Consider the following 19,681-nt stretch of genomic DNA (forward strand, 5'->3'; position numbering starts at 1 on the left):
TGGCGGCCCCTTCCGATGCCCGGCCCGCCCTCTCGGGCGAGCCGACGTGAGCGGGAACCAGAGCGGAGCCGCCGTGCTCGCGGCTCCCGCTCCCGTGCTTCCGGCCTACGTCACACCGCGGGCGGGCTCATCGCGGGCTGCGGCTCCGCGACCGTCGCGCGCGGCGTGTTGCGGCGGAACTTCAGGCCGACGAGGGGCCGCAGGACGGGCACCCGGAAGAAGACCTCCGTCAGCGCCCACGTCCCCAGAATCGTGATGACGGTGATGAGGGCGAAGAGCGCCCACGGGCCCATCGGCAGCTTCAGCAGCGGATAGGCGAGCACCACCAGCACCACCTCGTGGAGGATGTAGAACGGGAAGGCCCTGTCCCGGGCGTACTTCAGCCACGGCTTCGTCGTGGTGACGAGCGTGCGCGCCCAGCCGAGCGCCGCCAGCATGAAGCACCACCCGGCCAGGTAGTGCATCAGCACCGTCACCGCATAGGGGCGGTCGATGTTCGGGATGATGGCTCCGCCGGTGATGACCGCCACCACCGTCATCAGCTTGCGCTTCTCCACCAGGAGGTCCCAGAAGCGGGGACTGCGCCCGAGGAAGTTGCCGATGACGAAGAAGTAGAGCAGGTGGCTGAACAGCCAGTAGTCATTGATGAGCGCCATGTTCGCCGGGTAGTTCCGCAGGGCGATGCTGATGAGCGCCGATGGCAGGAACAGCAGCCAGACGTTCACCCCGCGCGTCACCCACCCCTCGAACCACGTGCAGAAGCGCTGGGCGCTCTCCGTGCGCAGCCACATGTACAGCGGCACCATCAGCACGTTGTAGAGGAACAGGTAGCAGAGCAGCCAAAGGTGGTGCCAGCTCAGGCTGCCCGCCGGCCACGGGACGAACTGCAGGACGGACGGCCAGAACTCCAGGTAGCTGCCCGAGAAGCGGCCCTGGAGGAGCCGCTCGATGTAGATTTGCGGCGGGGTGATGAAGAAGACGCCGAACAGCAGCGGCACCAGCAGGCGCTTCGCGCGGTCCCCTATCAGCGCCTTCACCGAGCGCTGGCGGAACGCGTAGGCGGTGGCCACGCCGGAGATGAGCAGCAGCAGCGGCAGCCGCACCTGTCCCGCGGCGAGCATGGGGTTCTTCAGCTCGGTCAGCTCGACTGGACTTTTCACAATCCACTTGAAGGGCCCGAAGATGAGCCCCACGTGGTGGACATGGACCAGGATGATGGCCACGAACCGGATGAAATCCAGGTCCGGGCGATACTGTGAGGAGGGGTGCGGAGAAGCGCTCATGGAGGAAAATTCCGGGAAGAGTCGCACAGGAGACTAACCGGGAGAACCCACGTCCCCCTAGTCCCCCCTGACCCACCCTACCCTCCTGGTTGCTGCGCGGTTCCCGACAGGGCTCGCGACCTCGGGGCCTCCTCCTCAATCCGGACCGAGGTGCCACCTTCCGCCTCCCCGAGACACGCAGGGAGACGGGCTCATGGGTTCGGAGGAGCTGCTGGGCTACCTCGAGGACTGCCGCGTCCTCGCCCTCCAGGAAATCCAGCGCATCATCCCCGCCGAGCAGCGCGAGGCATCACCGCTCTACGCGCTGATGCTGGACTACCCACTGCGTGAGGCCAAGGGGCTCAGGCCCGCCCTGTGTATCGCCACGTGCCGCGCGCTGGGCGGGAAGCTGGACGCGGTGGTGCGCTCGGCGGCGGTGCTGGAGCTCTTCCACAACGCGTTCCTCATCCACGACGACATCGAGGACGGCTCGCTCATGCGCCGCGGGGGCCCCACGCTGCACCGCACGCACGGGCTGCCCATCGCCGTCAACGTGGGGGACGCCATGCTGGCCCTCGCGCTGCAGCCGCTGCTCGACAACGTGGCGGTGCTCGGGCTGGGGCCGGCGCTGCGCATCCTCCAGGCGGTGGCGCGGATGACGCGCGAGTCGGTGGAGGGCCAGTCGCTGGAGCTGGAGTGGATTCGCGGCGGCGTGCTCGACGTCACGGATGACGACTACGTCCGCATGGTGGAGCAGAAGACGGCCTGGTACAGCTTCATCACCCCCGTCATCGTCGGCGCCATCACCGCGCGGGCGCCGCAGGAGCGCATCGACGCGCTCGCGGCCTTCGCGCGCTCGCTCGGCATCGCCTTCCAGATTCAGGACGACGTCCTCAACCTGCGCGGCCAGGAGTCGGACTACGGCAAGGAAATCGCCGGGGACCTCTGGGAGGGCAAGCGCACCCTCATGCTGCTGCACATGCTGCGCGGCGCGTCCGCGCCGGAGCGCCAGGAAGTGGCTCGCATCCTCCGCCTGCCCCGCCCGGAGGAGCCCGGCACCGAACCAGTCGCCGCGTCCGGGGCCGCGCTCGAGACGTTGATCTCGGAGCTGCGGGAGGAAGGGGCGCTGACTCCGCCCGGGGAGGCCCGGCTGAGGGAGGCGCTGCGGACGCAGGGCCCGCGGAGCCCGGTGAAGACCGAGGCCGACGTGCGCCTGCTGCTGTCCCTCATCGAGCGCCAGGGCAGCCTGGAGCATGCGCAGGGCGTGGCCCGGAAGTGGGCGGAGGACGCGGAGCGGCGGCTGGCGGAGTGCCACGCGTGGCTGCCCGACTCCGTGCATCGGCGGCCGCTCGACTCGCTGGTGGCCTACGTGCTGGCGCGGGTCCGGTGAGGAGGGGCCATGGACGAGCTGCTGCGTTTGCTGATGGGCACGCCGGTGACGCCAGCCGGGCTGGAGCCGCTGCGCGTGCGCTCCTTCATCTGGGAGGAACTGCACCGCATCCATCGCGTGCTCCTCCAGGGCACGCTGCCCTCGGGCACGGGGGCCGCGCCCACGAATTCCGTTGGAGCACCTCCGCACTCGGGCGAGGTGGAGGCGCTCGTGCAGCGGGCGCGGCTGTTGCTGCTCGAGCACCCCGTCGCGGCGCAGGCGGCCTTCTCCGCGCTGGTGGCCGAGGGGCGGCGCTTCGCGGCCACGCCGGAGGGACGAGCGTGGGCCACGGCGCTCGCCGCGTCTCCGCTGATGCGGCATGCCAGCGAGCTGTGGGGAGCGCTCGGGCTCGACATGCTGGAGGAGGACCCGAACACCGTCCTGCCCTCGGCGTGGCTGGACGCGCTGCTGCGGAGCGCGGAGTCCCCCAACCTCGCCGCCGCGCGGGCCACGCCCGCCGACCCTCCCGGAGGTGAGCCCCGGAATGGCGAGCCTCGATGAAGTCCGTGAAGACTACTGCGACGAGAACCTGCCCGTGCTGCTGCTGCTCGGGCTCGTCTCCTCCCTGCGGCGGCTGGACGCGCTGCTGCCCGCGCCGGGGGTTGGCTCCGAGAGCCCGGCGCCCTCGCGGGAGCGGCCCTCCAGCGAGGGGCGCTTCCCGTACCTCGTGCTCGGGCTCATCGCGTTCCGGAGCCGGCTCCTCTCCATGCTCGCGCCCGTCCACGACGCCGCTCGTCCGGCGGCTCCGCGCGAGGCACCGCCCATGGAGGTGCCCGTCAACGAACCTCGACCCGCTTCCGCTGGCGGCCCGCGCATGGAGTCGCGTGCCCGCGCCCCCGGCCCCCCGCGCGCGGAGGCACCGCCCGGGCTCCGGGAACTGCTGCGCTGACCATGCGGCGCGAGGAACCGCATGGTGGGCTCGCGAGCGAGCTCGCGGAATTGCTGCCCCGGCTGGACTACTTCCGGCGCTCGCCCGCGCGGCTCGGCGGCCGGGGCGGGCACAAGGAATGGCAGTACTTCCTCGTCAACGCCGGGCCGGCGCACCTGCTCGTCAACTTCAGCCTCCAGGACGACCCGTGGGCCCTCGACCCTCGACGCGCGGAGGTGGCGCGGCTCACCGTGCTCGTCCGAAGCGACACCTGGTCCGGCGCCATGGAGCGCTTCCCCGACTCCGAGGTACACGTCCTCCCCGGCCACATCGACGCGCGCTTCGGCCCCAACACCCTGCGCTTCGAGCAGGGCCGCTATCTCCTCGCCCTCTCCCTCCGCGAGCACTCCCTGTCCGCCGAGCTGGAGCTGGTGCCCACCATGCGGCCGCTCCTCTTCACCAACCACCCCCTCGCCCCGGGAGAGCACCTCTCGTGGGTCGTCGTCCCCCGGCTGGAGGCGCGCGGCACCGTCACCCTCGGAGGCCACACGTACCGGGTGGACGGAGCGCCCGCGTACCACGACCACAACTGGGGCCACTTCCGCTGGGGCGGCGACTTCTCCTGGGAGTGGGCCCACGCGCTGCCCTCCGATGCTGCGCACCGGTGGAGCGCCGTCTTCGCCCGCATGACGGACCGGCGCCGGACGAGCGTGCGCTACCAGTCCCTCTTCCTCTGGAGGAGCGGCGGCGCGGTGCGCACCTTCAGGGACCGCGACATCCGCCTCGTCCACCAGGGCCGCTTCCAGCCCACGCACCGCCTCACCGTCCCGCCGGAGATGACGCTGCTCGCACCGGGCACCGCTTGCGATTTGCCCGCGAGCACGGAGCTGCGCGTGGACACCGGCGGAGACACCTTCCACCTCCGCTTCGCCGCGGAGGAGCTGGCCCAGGTCATCACCCCCGGCGAGCGCGAGCCCTGCACCGTGTCCGTCCTCAACGAGCTCAGCGGCCGCGTCGTGTCGCGCGGGTGCATCGGCGGAGAACCCTTCGAGCTGGAGGCGACCGGAGTCTATGAGCTCATCCGCGACTGAAGGCCCGGTGGGCCGGCTCCTCTCCGAGTCCTTCACGGCACTCGCGAGCGAGCAGCCCGCGCTGCACGCCCGCATGTGCACGCAGTTGCAGGGCCGCAGGGTGGAGGTGTGCGTGGGCGCGGAGCGCTTCCAGCTCGCCTTCGCCGCGGATTGCGCGCGCGTGGAGCCCGCGGGGCCCGAGGCGGACGCGCTGCTCCTCACCGGCCGGCACGTCATCGCCGACGTGCTGGACGCGCGGCTGTCGCTCACCCAGGCCGTGCTCACCGATGCGCTGGAGGTGGTGGCCCCAGTGCCCTCGCTGATGGCGCTGCACGAGGGGCTCGTCACCTACGTCCACGGGGCGGTGCGCTGCCCTTCGTTCCCCTCGCTGCTCGCGCGGCTGCGCGCGGTGTGCCGCGAGGGCGCTCCTTCCTCTCCTTCCACCGCGAGGTGAACCCCATGAAGTCCGAGCCCAACGCCGCCCCCGTCGCGGGCGGCAACGAGGGAAACCCTCCCGCCCGGAAGGGCATTGCCCGTGTCCACATCTACGGCGGCGGCATCGCCGGACTCACCGCCGCGCACGAGCTGGCGCTCCGGGGCTTCCGCGTGCGCGTCATCGAACCCGCGCAGGAGTGCGACGAGACGGGCCAGCTCGAAGGGCTGCCGCTGCCCGTGGAGCGCCGCATGGCCGTGGGCGGGCTCGCGCGCACGCAGTTCCTCCGCGTGGACTGGGGCGCGCGAGGAAACTTCGTCGGTGGGAGCGAGCCCACCGAGCCCAACCGCATCTACCTGGCGTACGGCCAGGACTTCGACGCGGGCGACGGCACGAGCAACGTCCCCGCGAACGTGAAGGAGAAGGTGGAGAACTTCCTGCGCTCCTGCGGCTTCTTCAACCGCGGCGAGGGGCAGGGTGTGCTCCACGTCCGCGTCCCCTCGGACGTCGACGAGAACCAGCCACCAGGTCAGCGGTGCAGGCGCAACGCGCGGGCGCTCCACCAGTTCCTGACCACGGACCCCTACCCTGGCCGGCTGAAGCTCGACTCCGCGCGCGTCGTCCTCCTGGGAGCCAGGGAGGCCCGGGAGCTCGAGGACCTGAAGGCCATGGCGCCACTCACGAGCCTGGAGGACGAAGGCCTGTGGCTGGAGCTGGTGCACTTCCTGCCCGGCGAGCACGGCTTCCGCTTCTTCCCCTCGTACTACCGCCACCTCTTCTCCACGATGATGGAGACCCCCCTCCTCGACGAGAACAACCGGCTCACCGGCCGCACCGTCTTCGACAACCTCGTCCCCTCCAGCTTCTACGGCATCGCCGCGAAGGGACGCCGCATCCGCTTCCTCCGCCGCGCGCCGCCCTCCCGCCCCGCCGAGATGCTCCGGGAGCTGAGGGATTTGACCGACTCGGGCTACCCGGCCTCGGACACCGCGCAGTTCACCCTGCGCATCTGGCGGTACATGTCCACCTGCTCGGAGCGCCGGAAGGCCGACTACGAGGGCATCTCCTGGTGGGAGTACCTGGAGGGCTACGACGCGAAGACGAACACGCGCCGCTACAAGTACAGCGACGCCTTCAAGCGCGACATGCAGTTCGCCCCGCGCGTGCTCGCAGCCTTCGACAGCCAGTGGGGCGATGCGCGCACCAACGGCAACACACTGGCGCAGCTCTACCTCAACAACCTGCTGCCGCTGCCCAAGACGGACGGCACCCTCAACGGACCCACCACCCTGGCCTGGCTGCGCCCCTGGCGCCGCTACCTGCGCGAATACCTCAAGGTGGAGTTCCACGCGGGCGAGCTGAGCCGGCTGGAAATCGACCCGGAGACCGGCGAGCTCACGCCCTACTGGACGCCGAAGGGCAAGCCCAAGGCGGAGCCGGACCTGGTGGTCACCGACCCCGTCGTGAGGACGCAGCGCGACGAGCCGTCCTCCGCGGAGAAGGTGGACTACTACGTCATCGCCACCGACGCGGCGACCGCCGAGACGTTGACGCAGGACCTGGACCCCATCGGCGTCATCGCGGGGCTGCGGGGCTTCACCTCGAAGGTCCCCGTCAAGCCGCGCGAGACGGGTGAGCCGCGGGAGCGCGAGAAGGGCGAGTTCCCCGGCAAGGTCCCCTGGGACCGCTTCCAGACGCTCACCGGCATCCAGTTCTTCTTCCCCGCCGCCTTCCGCCTCGCCGAGGGCTACCTCTACTTCCTCGACGCGCCGTGGGGCCTGTCCGCCATCAACAGCCAGCAGTACTGGGCCACGCCGCCCACGTTCGACCGGAACGGCTTCGGCGCCGTGCTCAGCGTGGACATCGGCAACTGGTTCCTCGAAGGCCAGACGAGCCCCGCGGACTGCTCGCGGGACGAGATTGCCCACGCGGTGTGGGAGCAGATTCGCCAGGCCACCGAGCTGCACAAGATGCCGCTGCCCAACTCGGCCCCGTACGACTTCGCGCTCCCGGACCCGGCCTGGTACTCGCTGGACCGCTTCATCCGGTTCGAGACCGACCCCGCGTCGCGCGTGGAGCGGCCGAGCCAGAACCTGGCGCCCTACCTCATCCCCATCATGGGCGACTGGGACAAGCGCCCCGGCACCGAGCCGTGGGACCCGCTCCGCCCCCCGCCGCCCCCTTCGCAGACGCCCCTCAGCGCCGTGCTGTGGCAGGCCACGCACGGCGGCTATCCGGTGCACTGGGACAAGCTCGTCTTCGCGGGCACCTATCTCAAGACCTTCACGCGCATGACGACCATGGAGGCGGCCAACGAGTCCGCGCGCCACGCCGTCAACGCCATCATCGACCACTACCTCTACAAGCATGGCATCGCGCCCCGCCCGCCCATTCCCTCCGCGGCGCGGAGCCCGATGCTTCCCACGCTCGACGACCGGGAGGTCATCAAGGGCACGCCCGAGTTCCGGATGACGCCCATCGGCGAGTACTGCCGCATCTGGGACCCGGAGAAGAACGAGCTGGCGGAGCTGGCGCCGCTGCGCGAGCTGGACGCGAAGCTCTTCGCCCAGGGCCTGCCCCACGTCTGGGACGTGCTGCGATTGGAGCCGCTCGCGATGCCACTCATGCCGTCGCTCGGCAAGCCGGGCGGGCTGGAGCCGCTGCTGGAGCTGCTGCGCAAGGTGCGCGAGTGGCTGGAGACGATGCTCAAGGTCCCCAAGCCGGAGAAGAAGCAGACCTTCTGGTGAGGCGGGAGCGCACCATGGCCGAAGACACGTCGACACGCGTGCGCCGCGGCCCCGCGCGGGTGCACATCTATGGCGCCGGAATCGCCGGGCTCACCGCCGCGCACGAGCTGGCCCGCCGCGGCTTCCGCGTCCGCATCTACGAGCCCGCGCAGGAGTACGACGAGCTGGGACGGCACGAGCCCGGAGACGCCTCGGGCCTGGAGACGGACCCCAAGCTCGCCGTGGGCGGCATGGCCCGCTCGCAGTTCCTCCGCGTGGGCAAGGGCGCCCGGGGGAACTTCCCCGGAGACGGAAGCGCTGTCACCTCCGATGCGTTCCGCTTCGTCTACGACTACTCCCGGGACTGGACCGACTCCGGACTGAGTCCGACGGAAGCGTCGAACTTCCTGTTGCAGAGCGACCTGCGCCCCCAGCAGGAGCGCTTCCCCGGCGTCCTCTACATCCGCATTCCCGAGCCCCTCAGCGGCAAACGGACGCCCACGCGCCAGGTCACCGCGGAGACCCTGCGGGACATGCTGGTCTCACCTCCCGTGTGGGCCGACGTCCAGATAGACCCGTCCCGAATCGTCATCGTCACCCAGGAGGAGAAGCGGTTCGCGAAGGAGATGGGCGTGCCCTTCCCTCCGCTGAAGGACAAGGACGAGCTGACGCTGGAGGTGGCCCACTTCCTGCCCGGCGAGCACGGCTTCCGCTTCTTCCCCTCGTACTACCGCCACCTCTTCTCCACGATGGTGGAGACGCCCATCCTCGACGACGAGGGACGGCCCACCGGCCGCCGCGTCTTCGACAACCTCATCCCCTCCAGCTTCTACGGCATCGCCGCCAGGGGACGCCGCATCCGCTTCCTGCGCCGCGCGCCCTCCACGCGCCCCGTGGAGGTGCTCCAAGAGATGAAGGATCTCTTCACGTCCGGCTACCCCGTCACCGACATGCTCCAGTTCACCCTGCGCATCTGGCGCTACCTCAGCACCTGCTCCGAGCGCAGGAAGGCCGAGTACGAGAAGGTCTCCTGGTGGGAGTACCTCGAAGGTTACGAGCCGGAGACGGGCGCGCGCCGATACAAGTACAGCGACGACTTCAAGCGCGACATGCAGTTCGCCCCGCGCGTGCTCGCCGCGTTCGATGGCGCGTGGGGAGACGCGCGCACCAACGGCAACACGCTGGCGCAGCTCTACCTCAACAACCTGCTGCCGCTGCCCAAGACGGACGGCACGCTCAATGGGCCCACGACGCCCGCGTGGTTCCGTCACTGGCGCCGCTACCTCCAGGAGTCGCTCCGCGTCGAGTTCCGCGAGGGCCGGCTGACGCGGCTCGAGCTCGATGACGAGGGCCGGCTCGTCCCCTACGTCTACGGGCTGCTGCGGTCCTGGGACAACTCCATGGGGGAGCGGCCGGACACGACGGCCTACATGGCCGACAGCCAGGAAACGGCGGAGCCGGTGGACTACTACGTCGTGGCCACGGACGCGGTGGCGGCGGAGCAGGTGACGAAGGGCCTGCCGCCCCTCGGCGTCATCGAAGGACTGCGCGGCTTCACCACGCTGATTCCGCCCAACCCACGCGGCCCCGAGCCCGCGCAGGAGCGGGAGCCCCAGGTGCTTCCGGGCCACGTGCCGTGGGACCGCTTCCAGACGCTCACCGGCATCCAGTTCTTCTTCCCCTCCTCCGTGCGCCTCGCCGAGGGCTACCTCTACTTCCTCGACGCGCCGTGGGGCCTGTCCGCCATCAACAGCCAGCAGTACTGGGCCATGCCACCCACCCTGGCCATGGATGGCTTCGCCTCGGTGCTCAGCGTGGACATCGGCAACTGGTACGTGCGCGAGCCCGGAGCTCCGAGTCCCTCCACCAGCTCACGCCACGAGATTGCAAAAGAAGTCTGGCGACAGATCTACCAGGCCACCGAGCAGCACAACGCGCCGCTCCCCCAGGCCCGCCAGTTCGAGTTCCCCCTGCCGGAGCCCGCCTGGTACTCCATGGACCGGTACCTCCGGTTCGAGTTCGACGCGAAGCTGGGCAAGGAGCGCCCGGTGGAGAACCGCGCGCCCTATCTCATCCCCATCGTCGGGGACTGGGACCGCAGGCCCGGCGCGGACCCGTGGGACCCGCTGGCGCCCGAGCCCGAGGAGCAGCCGAAGCGCCTCCTTCCCCGCGGGCTCTGGCAGGCCACGCACGGGGGCTACCAGGTGCACTGGGACCAACTCCTCTTCGCGGGCACCTATCTCAAGACCTTCACGCGCATGACGACCATGGAGGCGGCCAACGAGTCCGCGCGCCACGCCGTCAACGCCATCATCGACCACTACCTCGCCCATCCTCCGCCCGAGGAGGAGGCGCAGGTGCGAAGCCGTGCCCGCGCGAGCGCCCTGTCCTCCGTGCCCGAGTACCCCGGCCAGGGGACGCTCACCGGCACGCCCGACTTCCGGATGACGCCGCTGGGCGAGTACTGCCGCATCTGGGACCCGGAGAAGAACGAGCTGGCGGAGCTGGCTCCCCTGCGCGAGCTGGACGCGAAGCTCTTCGCCCTCGGCCTGCCGCACATCTGGGACGTGCTGCGCCTGGAGCCCCTGGCCCTGCCGCTCCTGTCTCCGCTCGAGCCGTTCGGAGGTGCCGAGGCGATGAAGACCTTCCTGGAGCGCGTCCGCACGACGCTGGACGCGCTTCGCCTGGGAGCACCGTATGTCTTCTGATGAAGAACCGGCCCCCGTCCGCATCGGTCCGGCCCGGGTCCACATCTATGGCGGCGGCATCGCCGGGCTCACCGCCGCGCACGAGCTGGCTCGCCGCGGCTTCCGCGTCCGCGTCTACGAGCCCGCGCAGGAGTACGACGAGCTGGGCCGGCCCGAGATGGGGCAGTGGAACGTCTCGGACGGAAACCCCACGCTGGCCGTGGGAGGAAGGACCCGCTCACAGCTCATCGGCGTGGCGAAGGGCGCGCCGGGAAACTTCCCGGGGGACGGCCGTCTCACCACCAGCGATGCGTTCCGCTACTTCTACGACTACACGGACGACTGGACCGGGCCGAACGGCAGCCTGATGCCGATGCGCGCCCTCGACTTCCTGAACCGCAGCGACCTCCACCCCGCGGATGTGTTCCCCGGCATCCTCCTCATCCGCCCGCCGCCTCCCAAGGAGCATGAATACACGCCGACGCGCGAGGCCGCCGCGCGGGCGCTGCACAAATTCGTGACGGATGGCTCGCTGGTGGGGTTCTTCCCCCTGGGAGGCTCGGCCCTGAGTCAGGAGCGGGTCATCCGGGTGGACTACGCGGAGGAGCTCTTCGCGGAGAAGATGGAAGTGCCCTTTCCGCCAATGCCGGACAAGGACCAGCTGTTGCTGGAGGTGGTGCACTACCTGCCCGGCGAGCACCGCTTCCGCTTCATCCCCGCCTGCTCCCGGCACCTCCTCTCCACCCTGGAGGAGGTGCCCCTCCTGGACGCACACGGCACGCCCACCGGACGCCGCCTGTCGGACAACCTGGTGCCCGTGCGCGTCCAGGGCCTCGCCGCCGGGGGCCGCGGCCTCCCGTCCCTGCACCACGCCTCGGGCCCGCGCACGCCCGACACCGCGCGGCTCACCCTGCGCCTGTGGCGCTACCTGAGCACCTGCTCCGCGCGCAGGAAGACCGGGTGCGAGGGCAGCTCCTGGTGGGAGTACCTGAACGCGAATGGCGCGACGTATGGAGAAGGCTTCGAGCGCGACCTGCGCTTCGCACCCGGGCTGCCGGAAGCCTTCGACGCGGACGCGGGTGACGCGCGCACCCTGGGCAACCTGCTGGCGCAGCGTTACCTCGACATGCTGCGCCCGGGCAGGCGGAAGGACTGCACGCCGAACGGGCCCGCCACACCCGCGTGGCTCCGGCCCTGGCGCGACCACCTCGCGAAGCACCTGCGGGTGGAGTTCGTCCGGGGCCAACTGACGCGGTTCGCCTACGAGGAAGAGCGCCTCGTCCCCTACGTCACCGGCACGTACGAGATGGGCTGGAACGAGGAGGAGGAGAAGCCCGACACGGGCGCCTGGGTGGTGTTCGAGTACACCAAGGAGCCCGTGGACTACTACGTCATGGCCACGGATGCCGTCACGGCGGAGCGGATGACGAAGGACCTTCCGCCCGTCGGCGTCGTGGCGAAACTGCGGGGCTTCACCTCACGGATACGGGCAGACCCTCGCGGGTCCGCGGGAGAGCAGCAGCGTCGGAGCCGATACTTCCCCGGCCACGTGCCCTGGGACCGGCTCCAGACGCGCACCGGCATCCAGTTCTTCTTCTCCACCTCCGTGCGCCTCGACGAAGGGTGCCTGTACCTCGCGGACACGCCGTGGGAACTGTCCGTGCTCAACAGCGACCGGTACTGGGCGGCTCCGCCCACGCTCGCCAGGGACGGCTTCACCTCGATGCTCAGCGTGGATATCGGCCGCTGGCACGTGAGAGAGCCCGGGGTGAAGCGGCCCACCCGATGCACACCGCATGAGCTGGCCTGGGAGGTCTGGCGGCAGCTCCGCGCGGCCCTCGAGCCGCACACCCACGGCGCCACCCTACCGGAGCCGTCCTGGTACCACGTGGACCGCTTCATCCGCTTCCGGGCCAATCCGCGCACCGGCCGGAAGCGCCCGGGCAAGGCCCTGGCGCCTTCCTTCGTCGCGGGCGTGGGCGACTGGGAGAACAGGCCAGGCACCGAGCCGTGGGACCCGTGGGCGCCCGCCCCTCCGGCGCGACCTCCAGAGGCGCTTTCCGAAGACCTGTGGCAGGCGCAACACGGTGGCTATCCGGTGCACTGGGGACAGCTCGTGTTCGCCGGCCCGTACCTGAAGACGTTCAGCCGGACGTCCTCCATGGAGTCCGCGAACGAGTCCGCGCGTCATGCGGTGAATGCCCTCCTCGACCACTACGTGGCCCACTCCGTGCGGGGGGATGCGGGGCTTGCCACACCCCTGCAGGGGAGCCAGGGCCCGCCCGCGTCCGGAATGACGCCCGTGGGCGAGTACTGCCGCATCTGGGACCCGGAGAAGCACGAGCTGCCGGAACTGGAGCCGCTGCGCCAACTGGACGCGAAGCTCTTCGCCGCCGGAATGCCGCATGTCTGGGACGTGCTGCAACTGGAGCCCCTGGCCCTGCCCCTGCTGGCGGACCTGGAGTCGGGGGACGACGCCCGGGCCCTGCGCTCCTTCCTGGAGCTGCTGCGCGAGCCGCTGGAAGCGATGGTGAACATCGTCTGACCGGAGGCTCCATCTCCGTGAGGAGGAGCGCCGCATGGCCGGACAGAAGGACGACCTGCCACCAACCGGGCCCCCCCCCGACCGAGAGGGCCCTGGGCGCGTGCACATCTACGGCGGAGGCATCGCCGGGCTCACCGCCGCGCACGAGCTCGCCCGCCGCGGCTTCCGCGTGTGCCTCTACGAGCCCGCGCGCGAGTACGACGAGACGGGCCATCCCGAAAACGGGCCCTCGGTGGGAGGACTGGCCCGCTCGCAGCTCATGCGCGCGGGCAAGGGCGCCCTGGGAAACTTTCCTCGACAGGGGACCTTCACCACCAGCGGCAGGTACCAGCTCCGCTACCCCTTCACCCCGGGCTTCGCGCCTGGCGAGGAGGGGGAAATCGAGAACCAGTACATGGTGCGGGAGTTCATCGCCTGGGCCGGCTTCTTCCGCGGCCAGTCGCCCGGCGTCCTCCACATCCGCGTGCCGAAGACGCCGGGCTACGCGGACTCCGGCTCGCCGGACAGGCAGCGCTACCTCAAGCGGTGCGACCAGGCGGTCGTGGTGAAGGAATACCTCCAGCGCGCCATCCTCTCGGGTGAGCGGCCCTCGCCGCACCTCGCACCGGAGCGCGTCATCATCGTGGACGAGGAACAGGAGCGCTTCGCCGAGGAGCTGGGAGAGCCCTTCCCTCCGCTGGAGGACAAGGACGAGCTGACGCTGGAGGTGCTGCACTTCCTGCCCGGCGAGCACGGCTTCCGCTTCTTCCCCTCGTACTACCGCAACCTCTTCTCCACCCTGGTGGAGATTCCCATCCTCGACGACGTGGGACGGCCCACCGGCCGCCGCGTCTTCGACAACCTCGTCCCCTCCAGCTTCTATGGCATCGCCGCGAAGGGACGCCGCATCCGCTTCCTGCGCCGCGCGCCCTCCACGCGGGCCTTCGAGATGCTCCAGGACCTGAAGGACCTCGTCTCGTCCGGCTACCCCGTCACCGACATGCTCCAGTTCACCCTGCGCATCTGGCGGTACATGAGCACCTGCTCGGCGCGCAGGAAGGCCGACTACGAGGGCATCTCCTGGTGGGAGTACCTCGAGGGCTACGAGCCGAAGACGGGCGCGCGCCGCTACAAGTACAGCGAGGCCTTCAAGCGCGACATGCAGTTCGCCCCGCGCGTGCTCGCCGCGTTCGACGGCACGTGGGGCGACGCGCGCACCAACGGCAACACGCTCGCGCAGCTCTACCTCAACAACGTGCTGCCGCTGCCGAAGACGGACGGCACCCTCAACGGGCCCACCACGTCCGCGTGGTTCCGCCCCTGGCGCCGCTACCTCCAGGAGTCCCTGGGCGTCGAGTTCAGCGATGCGAAGCTGGTGCGGTTCGCGCTCGATGACGCGGGCCGCCTCGTGGCCTTCGTGCGCAAGGGCGAGAAGGAACCCGAGCAGCAGGACTCCTACGGCCAGGGACGCTTCGGCATGGACGAGCCGGTGGACTACTACGTCGTGGCCACGGACGCCGTCACGGCGGAGACGGTGACGAAGGACCTGCCGCCCATCGGCGTCATCGACGGGCTGCGCGGCTTCACCTCCACGATTCCAGCCAACCCGCGCGGGTCCGAGCCGGAGCAGCCGCGCCAGGACGGCGTGCTCCCCGGCCACGTCCCGTGGGACCGCTTCCAGACGCTCACCGGCATCCAGTTCTTCTTCCCCGCGTCCGTCCGCCTCGCCGAGGGCTACCTCTACTTCCTCGATGCGCCCTGGGGCCTGTCCGCCATCAACAGCCAGCAGTACTGGACCACGCCGCCCACGCTCGAACAGGACGGCTTCGGCGCGGTGCTCAGCGTGGACATCGGCAACTGGTACGTGAACGAAACGGGCATGCCGAGTCCCTCGGACTGCTCGCGCTACGAGATTGCGCAGGAGGTATGGCGGCAGATTCGCCAGGCCACCGAGCAACACCAGGCGCCGCTCCCCCAGGCCCGCCAGTTCGCGTTCGCCCTGCCGGAGCCGTCCTGGTTCCACCTGGACCGCTTCATCCACTTCGGGACCGGCGAGGAGGCCGGCCCGGAGCGCCCCGTGAAGAACGGCGCGCCGTACCTCATCCCCATCGCCGGCGACTGGGAGCGCAGGCCCGGCACCGAGCCGTGGGACCCGCTCGGAGCGGAGGTGGAGAACCTGGCGGAGCAGCGGCTTCCCGCGGGGCTGTGGCAGGCCCCGCACGGCGGCTACCCGGTGCACTGGGACCAGCTCGTCTTCGCGGGGACGTACCTGAAGACCTTCACGCGCATGACGACCATGGAGTCGGCGAATGAGTCCGCGCGCCACGCGGTGAACGCCATCCTCGACCACTACCTGACCCACCTGCAGGAGCCGCCGCTGGTGGAGGCGCGGCGCCGGGACATGGCGGTCCCCACCACGTCGGTGCCCGCCGTGCCCGAGTACAGCGGCCAGGGGACGCTCACCGGCTCGCCCGAGTTCCGGGTGACGCCCATCGGCGAGTACTGCCGCATCTGGGACCCGGAGAAGTACGAGCTGCCCGAGCTGGCCCCCCTGCGAGAGCTGGACGCGAAGCTCTTCGCGCAGGGACTGCCGCACGTCTGGGACGTGCTGCGTCTGGAACCCCTGGCCCTGCCCCTGCTCGTCTCCCTCCCGGCCTCGGGAGGCGGGGAGGCGTTGAAGTCCTTCCTGCAGCGGGTGCGCGAGCTGCTGGACACGCTGATGAAGCCCCTCGCGCCCCAGCCCGGGGCGTGAGCCCTTCAGCGCGGCCGGAGGCCCAGGCCGGGCGCCAGCGTGGCCGCCATGGCGCACGGGTCCACCACGCCCTGGTCGCGCATCCACGCTTCCGCCTGCTGGCGGTACAGCGCGCCCTCCTCCCCACCCATGAGCGCGCCCAGCGCGTACCGCGCGGCTTCCCGGTGGAGCGCCATGTCCGCGACCCCGAAGCCCGCCACGGCCTCCACCAGCAGCGTCCGCGCCGTCTCCACGTCGCCTTCGAGCCGGGCCACTCCCGCGCGCACCAGCGCGGCCAGGGGCCTGGCCATCGCCAGCGACTCTCCGTCGATGCGGCGGGCCTGGTCGCGCGCGTCCGCCAGCAGGGCGCGCCGCGTCCAACGCGCCTCCGCGTCCGTCGGCGGCGACTGCCGTGGCCCCAACTGCTCCGCCGCCGCGAGCGCCACCCGGGCCCGCGCGTGCCGCACGTGCGCGTCGTAGAAGCGCAGCGAGGGCGTGGCGCGGTACAGCCCGGCCCACCGCGACTGCACCTCGCGCCAGGCCGTCCAGGGGTGGCCCTCGTACAGCGCGGTGTGGACGTGGGCCACGAAGAGGCAGTAGCTGACGCGGTGCGAGTGCGCCACGTCGCACGCCTCGCGCTCGTCCTTCGCGGGCGCGAAGCCGTGCTCCAGGGCCTCCAGCGCCTCGCCCGCCAGCGCCCAGGCCCGCGAGCCCTGGCCGCGCGCGAGCCACGGCAGCATGCAGTCGCCCAGGCAGCTCTCGATGATGCCGAAGATGTCCCCGCGCCGCGTGGAGTCCTCCAGCAGCAGCTCCAGCCGTTCACCGAGCCGTCCCAGCTCCCCGCGCATCGCCAGCGCGCCCTGGTGGTAGGCCGCGAGCATGTCCAGCTCCCACGAGACGCCGGTGCACCGCTCGCGGAGGACCTTCTCGCCGCGCTCGCACGCGTCCAGGGCCTCCAGCCACTCGCCGTGGGTGAAGGCGCGGGTGGCGCGGGCCAGCAGCGTCCAGCCCTCGTCGCAGGCGTCTCCCGTCCAGCGCGCGAGTCGCTCCGCCTGCGCCACCAGCTTCCGGGAGTGCCGCTCCATCCACCGGCCCTTGAGGTGGGCCTCCATGGCGGCCTCGCACGCCAGGGCCCGGCACACGGAGGAGGCGTCGCCCACCTCCAGCACGCGCCGCAAGTAGCGCATGCGGAACGCATCCGCGAGCACGCTGTCCACCTGCGCGAAGCTGCACGAGGCCGACCACAGCGCCTCCAGCTCCGGGCGCTCCCCCGCGGGCACCTGGCTGGCGGCGCGCGCCGTCGGCTCCCGGTGCGAGTGGAGGAAGCGGAGCCGGTTCCACGTGGCCGACAGCAGCGCGTGCCGCCGGGAGCGCGGCACGGGCACCCCCACGTCCGCGAGGACGCCGCGCAACAGCCGCCAGCCCCTGGCCACCTGACCGCACTTGATGGACTGCTCGGCCGCGTGGCGCTTCAGCGTGTGGACCCGGTCCGGGTCCGTGTCCCCGAGCGCGGCCGCGGCCTCCAGGTAGCGCACGGCCGCGTCCGCCCGCCGGCCCAGGTTGGCGAGCGCATCTCCCAGCCGCTGCAGGAGCGCCGGCCGGTCCGCCTCCTCGCCCAGCAGCTCGAGCGCCTTCGCGTAGAGCTGCGCGGCGTGCTCGAAGGCCAGGGCATGCGCGGCGCGGTCGGCGGCGCGGACCGCGTGACGCCCCGCGCGCTTCGGCTCGCCCGCGCCCTCCCACTGGGCCACCAGCAGCTCCCAGTCGTCCGAGCCGGACTGCTCCAGCGCCTGGGCCAGGCCCTGGTGCCGCCGCGTGCGCGAGGCGGGGCCCAGCAGCTCGAGCGCCGCCTCGCGGGTGCGGTCATGGTAGGTCGTCACCGCGTCCGCGTGCTCACCGCAGCCCAGCCGCAGCAGCGACGCATCGCAGAGCGTGGAGACGAGCGGCCGGCTTCCCGTGTCGAGCCCCGCTCCCGTCAGCAGCACGTCGCGAGGCACCGGCACGCCGGCCACGGAGGCCACCTCCACCAGGGCGCGCTGCGGAGGCGGAAGCGCACGGAGCCGTTCCGCCAGCATCCGCTGGATGTCGAGCGGGAGGGTGACGTCCGGCGCCGCGCCCCGGCTGGCGGCGGACGCGAAGTACCGGGCCACCTCGCCAATGACGAAGGGGCTGCCTCCGGCCTGTCCCGCCAGGGAGCGCAGGTCCTCCGCGCTCATGGGCGTCCCCTCCAGCCACTGCCGCGCGAGCACCTTCGCCTCTCCCGTCGACAAGGGCCCCAGCGGCAGGTCGCGGACGCGGGACGCGGGCAGGCTCAGTCCACCCACCGGGCACGCCCTGCCGTCGTCCCCATCGCGCCGGGTGAGCACGAGGAGAAGCGCGGGCGGGGCGGGCTCGCGCAGGAGCTGCTCCAGGAGCCGCGCCGAGTCGGCGTCTCCCCAGTGCGCGTCGTCAATCCACACCACCACCGGGCCGGTGCGGGACAGGCGGGTGAGCAGCTCCCGCAGGGCCTCGGTGCCCAACCGGCGCAGCTCGACATCCGAGGGGAGTGCGCCGGGCAATGGAGGGCTCCGGAGCGCGGGCACCCGCCCCAGCACGGGGAACAGGCGCACCAGGGCGTGCGCATGCTCCGGGACGAGCGCCGTCTGTTCCGCGGCGCCGAGCTGGGAGAGGTGCGTCGCCAGCGCGTCGACGATGGGGTCCAGCGACAGGTACGCCACGACCTCGCGCGGATGGCAGCGCCCCTTGAGGACGAGCGGGATGTCCTGGCGCCGGAGGAACTCGCGCACCAGCGTGGACTTGCCGATGCCGGAGGGCCCGTGGATGTCCACGGTGAGCTGCCGGCCCCAGCGCGAGACGGCGCGGAGCGCGTCGTCCAGGACGGCCAGCTCGGTGGCCCGGCCCACGAAGGAGGCCTTCGGAGGTCCGAAGAGGGCGTCCCCATCCCAGAGCGGCGCGTCCTCGGGGAGCAGCTCGCGCGCGAGCCGGGCCAGGAGCGTGCCGGCGTCCGGCCGCGCGCCGGGCGTGAGGGAGAGCAGCGCCATGGCCATCTCGGCCAGGTCGTCGGGGACGCCGGACGCGAGCCGCCGCGGGTCGGGCGGGGGCGAGGTGCGCCGGCGCTGGAGGAGCAGCTCCGGGTCTCCGGTGAGGAAGTAGGCCGTCTCGTCGCGGAAGGGACGGAAGCCGGTGAGCGCCTCGTACAGCATGAGCCCCACGGCATACAGGTCCGACGCAGGGGTGAGCGGTCCGCCCTGGAGCTGCTCCGGGGCCATGTACGGCAGCGTGCCCGCCGCGGAGGAGCCGCCTCGCGACAGCGGCCCCGCCAGCAGCTCCGTGGCCAGGCCAAAGTCGACGATGACGACGCGGCCCTCGGGCGCGACGAGCACGTTGGCCGGCTTGATGTCGCGGTGGACGAGCCCGGACGCGTGCAGCGCCTGCAACCCACGCACGAGCTGCACCAGCGCGGCGCGCAGGCGCGGGGCGGCCTCGGGCGGCAGCGGGGCCAGGTCCGGCGACACGACGCCGGCCTCGTGGGGAACGGGCAGCCGCCGCGCGCGGGTGAGCTCGGGCCGGACCCACTTGAGGAAGTCGCGGCCCTCGACGAGCTCCATGCTGAAGCAGCAGTAGTCATCGCCGACGAGGAGGTCGTGGAACTGGACGAGGTGGGGATGGCTGATGCCCGCGCGGGAGCGGAACTCGCGCTTGAGGGCATGCAGCGCGGAGGGCCCGGACTGGCGCATCACCTTGAGGGCCACGTCGCGACGGAGCTCGGTGTCATGGACCCGGTAGACGGTGCCCATGCCGCCTTCGCCCATGCGCCCCATGAGGCGGAAGCGCGTGCTGCGCGCGAAGGGCCGCAGGTTGGGTGGCAATCCCGTCCGTGGACCTGGCTCGTCGGACATCCCCTCCTCCATCTCCGTGGCAGTCACCGAGGAGAGAGAGTCACGAAGGTCCGGA

Annotated in this window: 11 protein-coding genes; 9 read left to right on the forward strand and 2 right to left on the reverse strand. The window is 71.4% G+C overall.

Features of this window, described 5'->3' with window-relative positions:
• Positions 1–110: 110 nt before the first annotated feature.
• On the reverse strand, positions 111–1,223 hold the full coding sequence (locus tag ACVTJA_RS42430) for an acyltransferase family protein (RefSeq protein ID WP_465829233.1): 1,113 nt from the start codon (positions 1,221–1,223) through the stop codon (positions 111–113).
• Between the two features lie 253 nt (positions 1,224–1,476).
• On the opposite strand from ACVTJA_RS42430, the gene ACVTJA_RS42435 reads away from it, so the two are divergent.
• From ACVTJA_RS42435 to ACVTJA_RS42475, 9 genes are read left to right on the forward strand one after another with little or no spacing between them, the layout of a single operon-like run.
• Positions 1,477–2,652 carry a polyprenyl synthetase family protein gene (locus tag ACVTJA_RS42435; RefSeq protein ID WP_465829234.1) on the forward strand — a complete coding sequence of 392 codons (1,176 nt, stop codon included), beginning with the start codon at positions 1,477–1,479 and terminating at the stop codon, positions 2,650–2,652.
• Between the two features lie 9 nt (positions 2,653–2,661).
• The gene (locus ACVTJA_RS42440) at positions 2,662–3,192 is read left to right on the forward strand and encodes a hypothetical protein (RefSeq protein ID WP_465829236.1); all 531 of its coding nucleotides are present in this window, start codon (positions 2,662–2,664) and stop codon (positions 3,190–3,192) included.
• A complete protein-coding gene (locus ACVTJA_RS42445) occupies positions 3,176–3,580 on the forward strand; it encodes a hypothetical protein (RefSeq protein ID WP_465829237.1) in 405 nt (134 codons plus the stop codon). The genes ACVTJA_RS42440 and ACVTJA_RS42445 overlap by 17 nt, the downstream gene beginning before the upstream one ends.
• Before the next feature lie 2 nt (positions 3,581–3,582).
• On the forward strand, positions 3,583–4,650 hold the full coding sequence (locus tag ACVTJA_RS42450; protein WP_465829239.1) for a hypothetical protein: 1,068 nt from the start codon (positions 3,583–3,585) through the stop codon (positions 4,648–4,650).
• On the forward strand, positions 4,631–5,083 hold the full coding sequence (locus ACVTJA_RS42455) for a sterol-binding-like protein (protein ID WP_465829240.1): 453 nt from the start codon (positions 4,631–4,633) through the stop codon (positions 5,081–5,083). Before ACVTJA_RS42450 ends, ACVTJA_RS42455 begins: the two co-directional genes overlap by 20 nt.
• Positions 5,084–5,088: 5 nt before the next feature.
• Positions 5,089–7,809, forward strand: a complete 2,721-nt coding sequence (locus ACVTJA_RS42460; protein WP_465829242.1) for an NAD(P)-binding protein — start codon at positions 5,089–5,091, stop codon at positions 7,807–7,809.
• 14 nt (positions 7,810–7,823) lie between these two features.
• Positions 7,824–10,496 carry an NAD(P)-binding protein gene (locus ACVTJA_RS42465; RefSeq protein ID WP_465829244.1) on the forward strand — a complete coding sequence of 891 codons (2,673 nt, stop codon included), beginning with the start codon at positions 7,824–7,826 and terminating at the stop codon, positions 10,494–10,496.
• On the forward strand, positions 10,486–13,020 hold the full coding sequence (locus ACVTJA_RS42470) for an NAD(P)-binding protein (RefSeq protein ID WP_465829246.1): 2,535 nt from the start codon (positions 10,486–10,488) through the stop codon (positions 13,018–13,020). The genes ACVTJA_RS42465 and ACVTJA_RS42470 overlap by 11 nt, the downstream gene beginning before the upstream one ends.
• A gap of 34 nt (positions 13,021–13,054) precedes the next feature.
• A complete protein-coding gene (locus tag ACVTJA_RS42475; protein ID WP_465829248.1) occupies positions 13,055–15,751 on the forward strand; it encodes an NAD(P)-binding protein in 2,697 nt (898 codons plus the stop codon).
• 5 nt (positions 15,752–15,756) lie between these two features.
• Here the strand turns inward: ACVTJA_RS42475 and ACVTJA_RS42480 are convergent, their stop codons facing one another.
• The gene (locus ACVTJA_RS42480) at positions 15,757–19,626 is read right to left on the reverse strand and encodes a serine/threonine-protein kinase (protein WP_465829249.1); all 3,870 of its coding nucleotides are present in this window, start codon (positions 19,624–19,626) and stop codon (positions 15,757–15,759) included.
• Positions 19,627–19,681 lie beyond the last annotated feature (55 nt).

It is taken from the genome of Pyxidicoccus sp. M6, assembly GCF_055568925.1.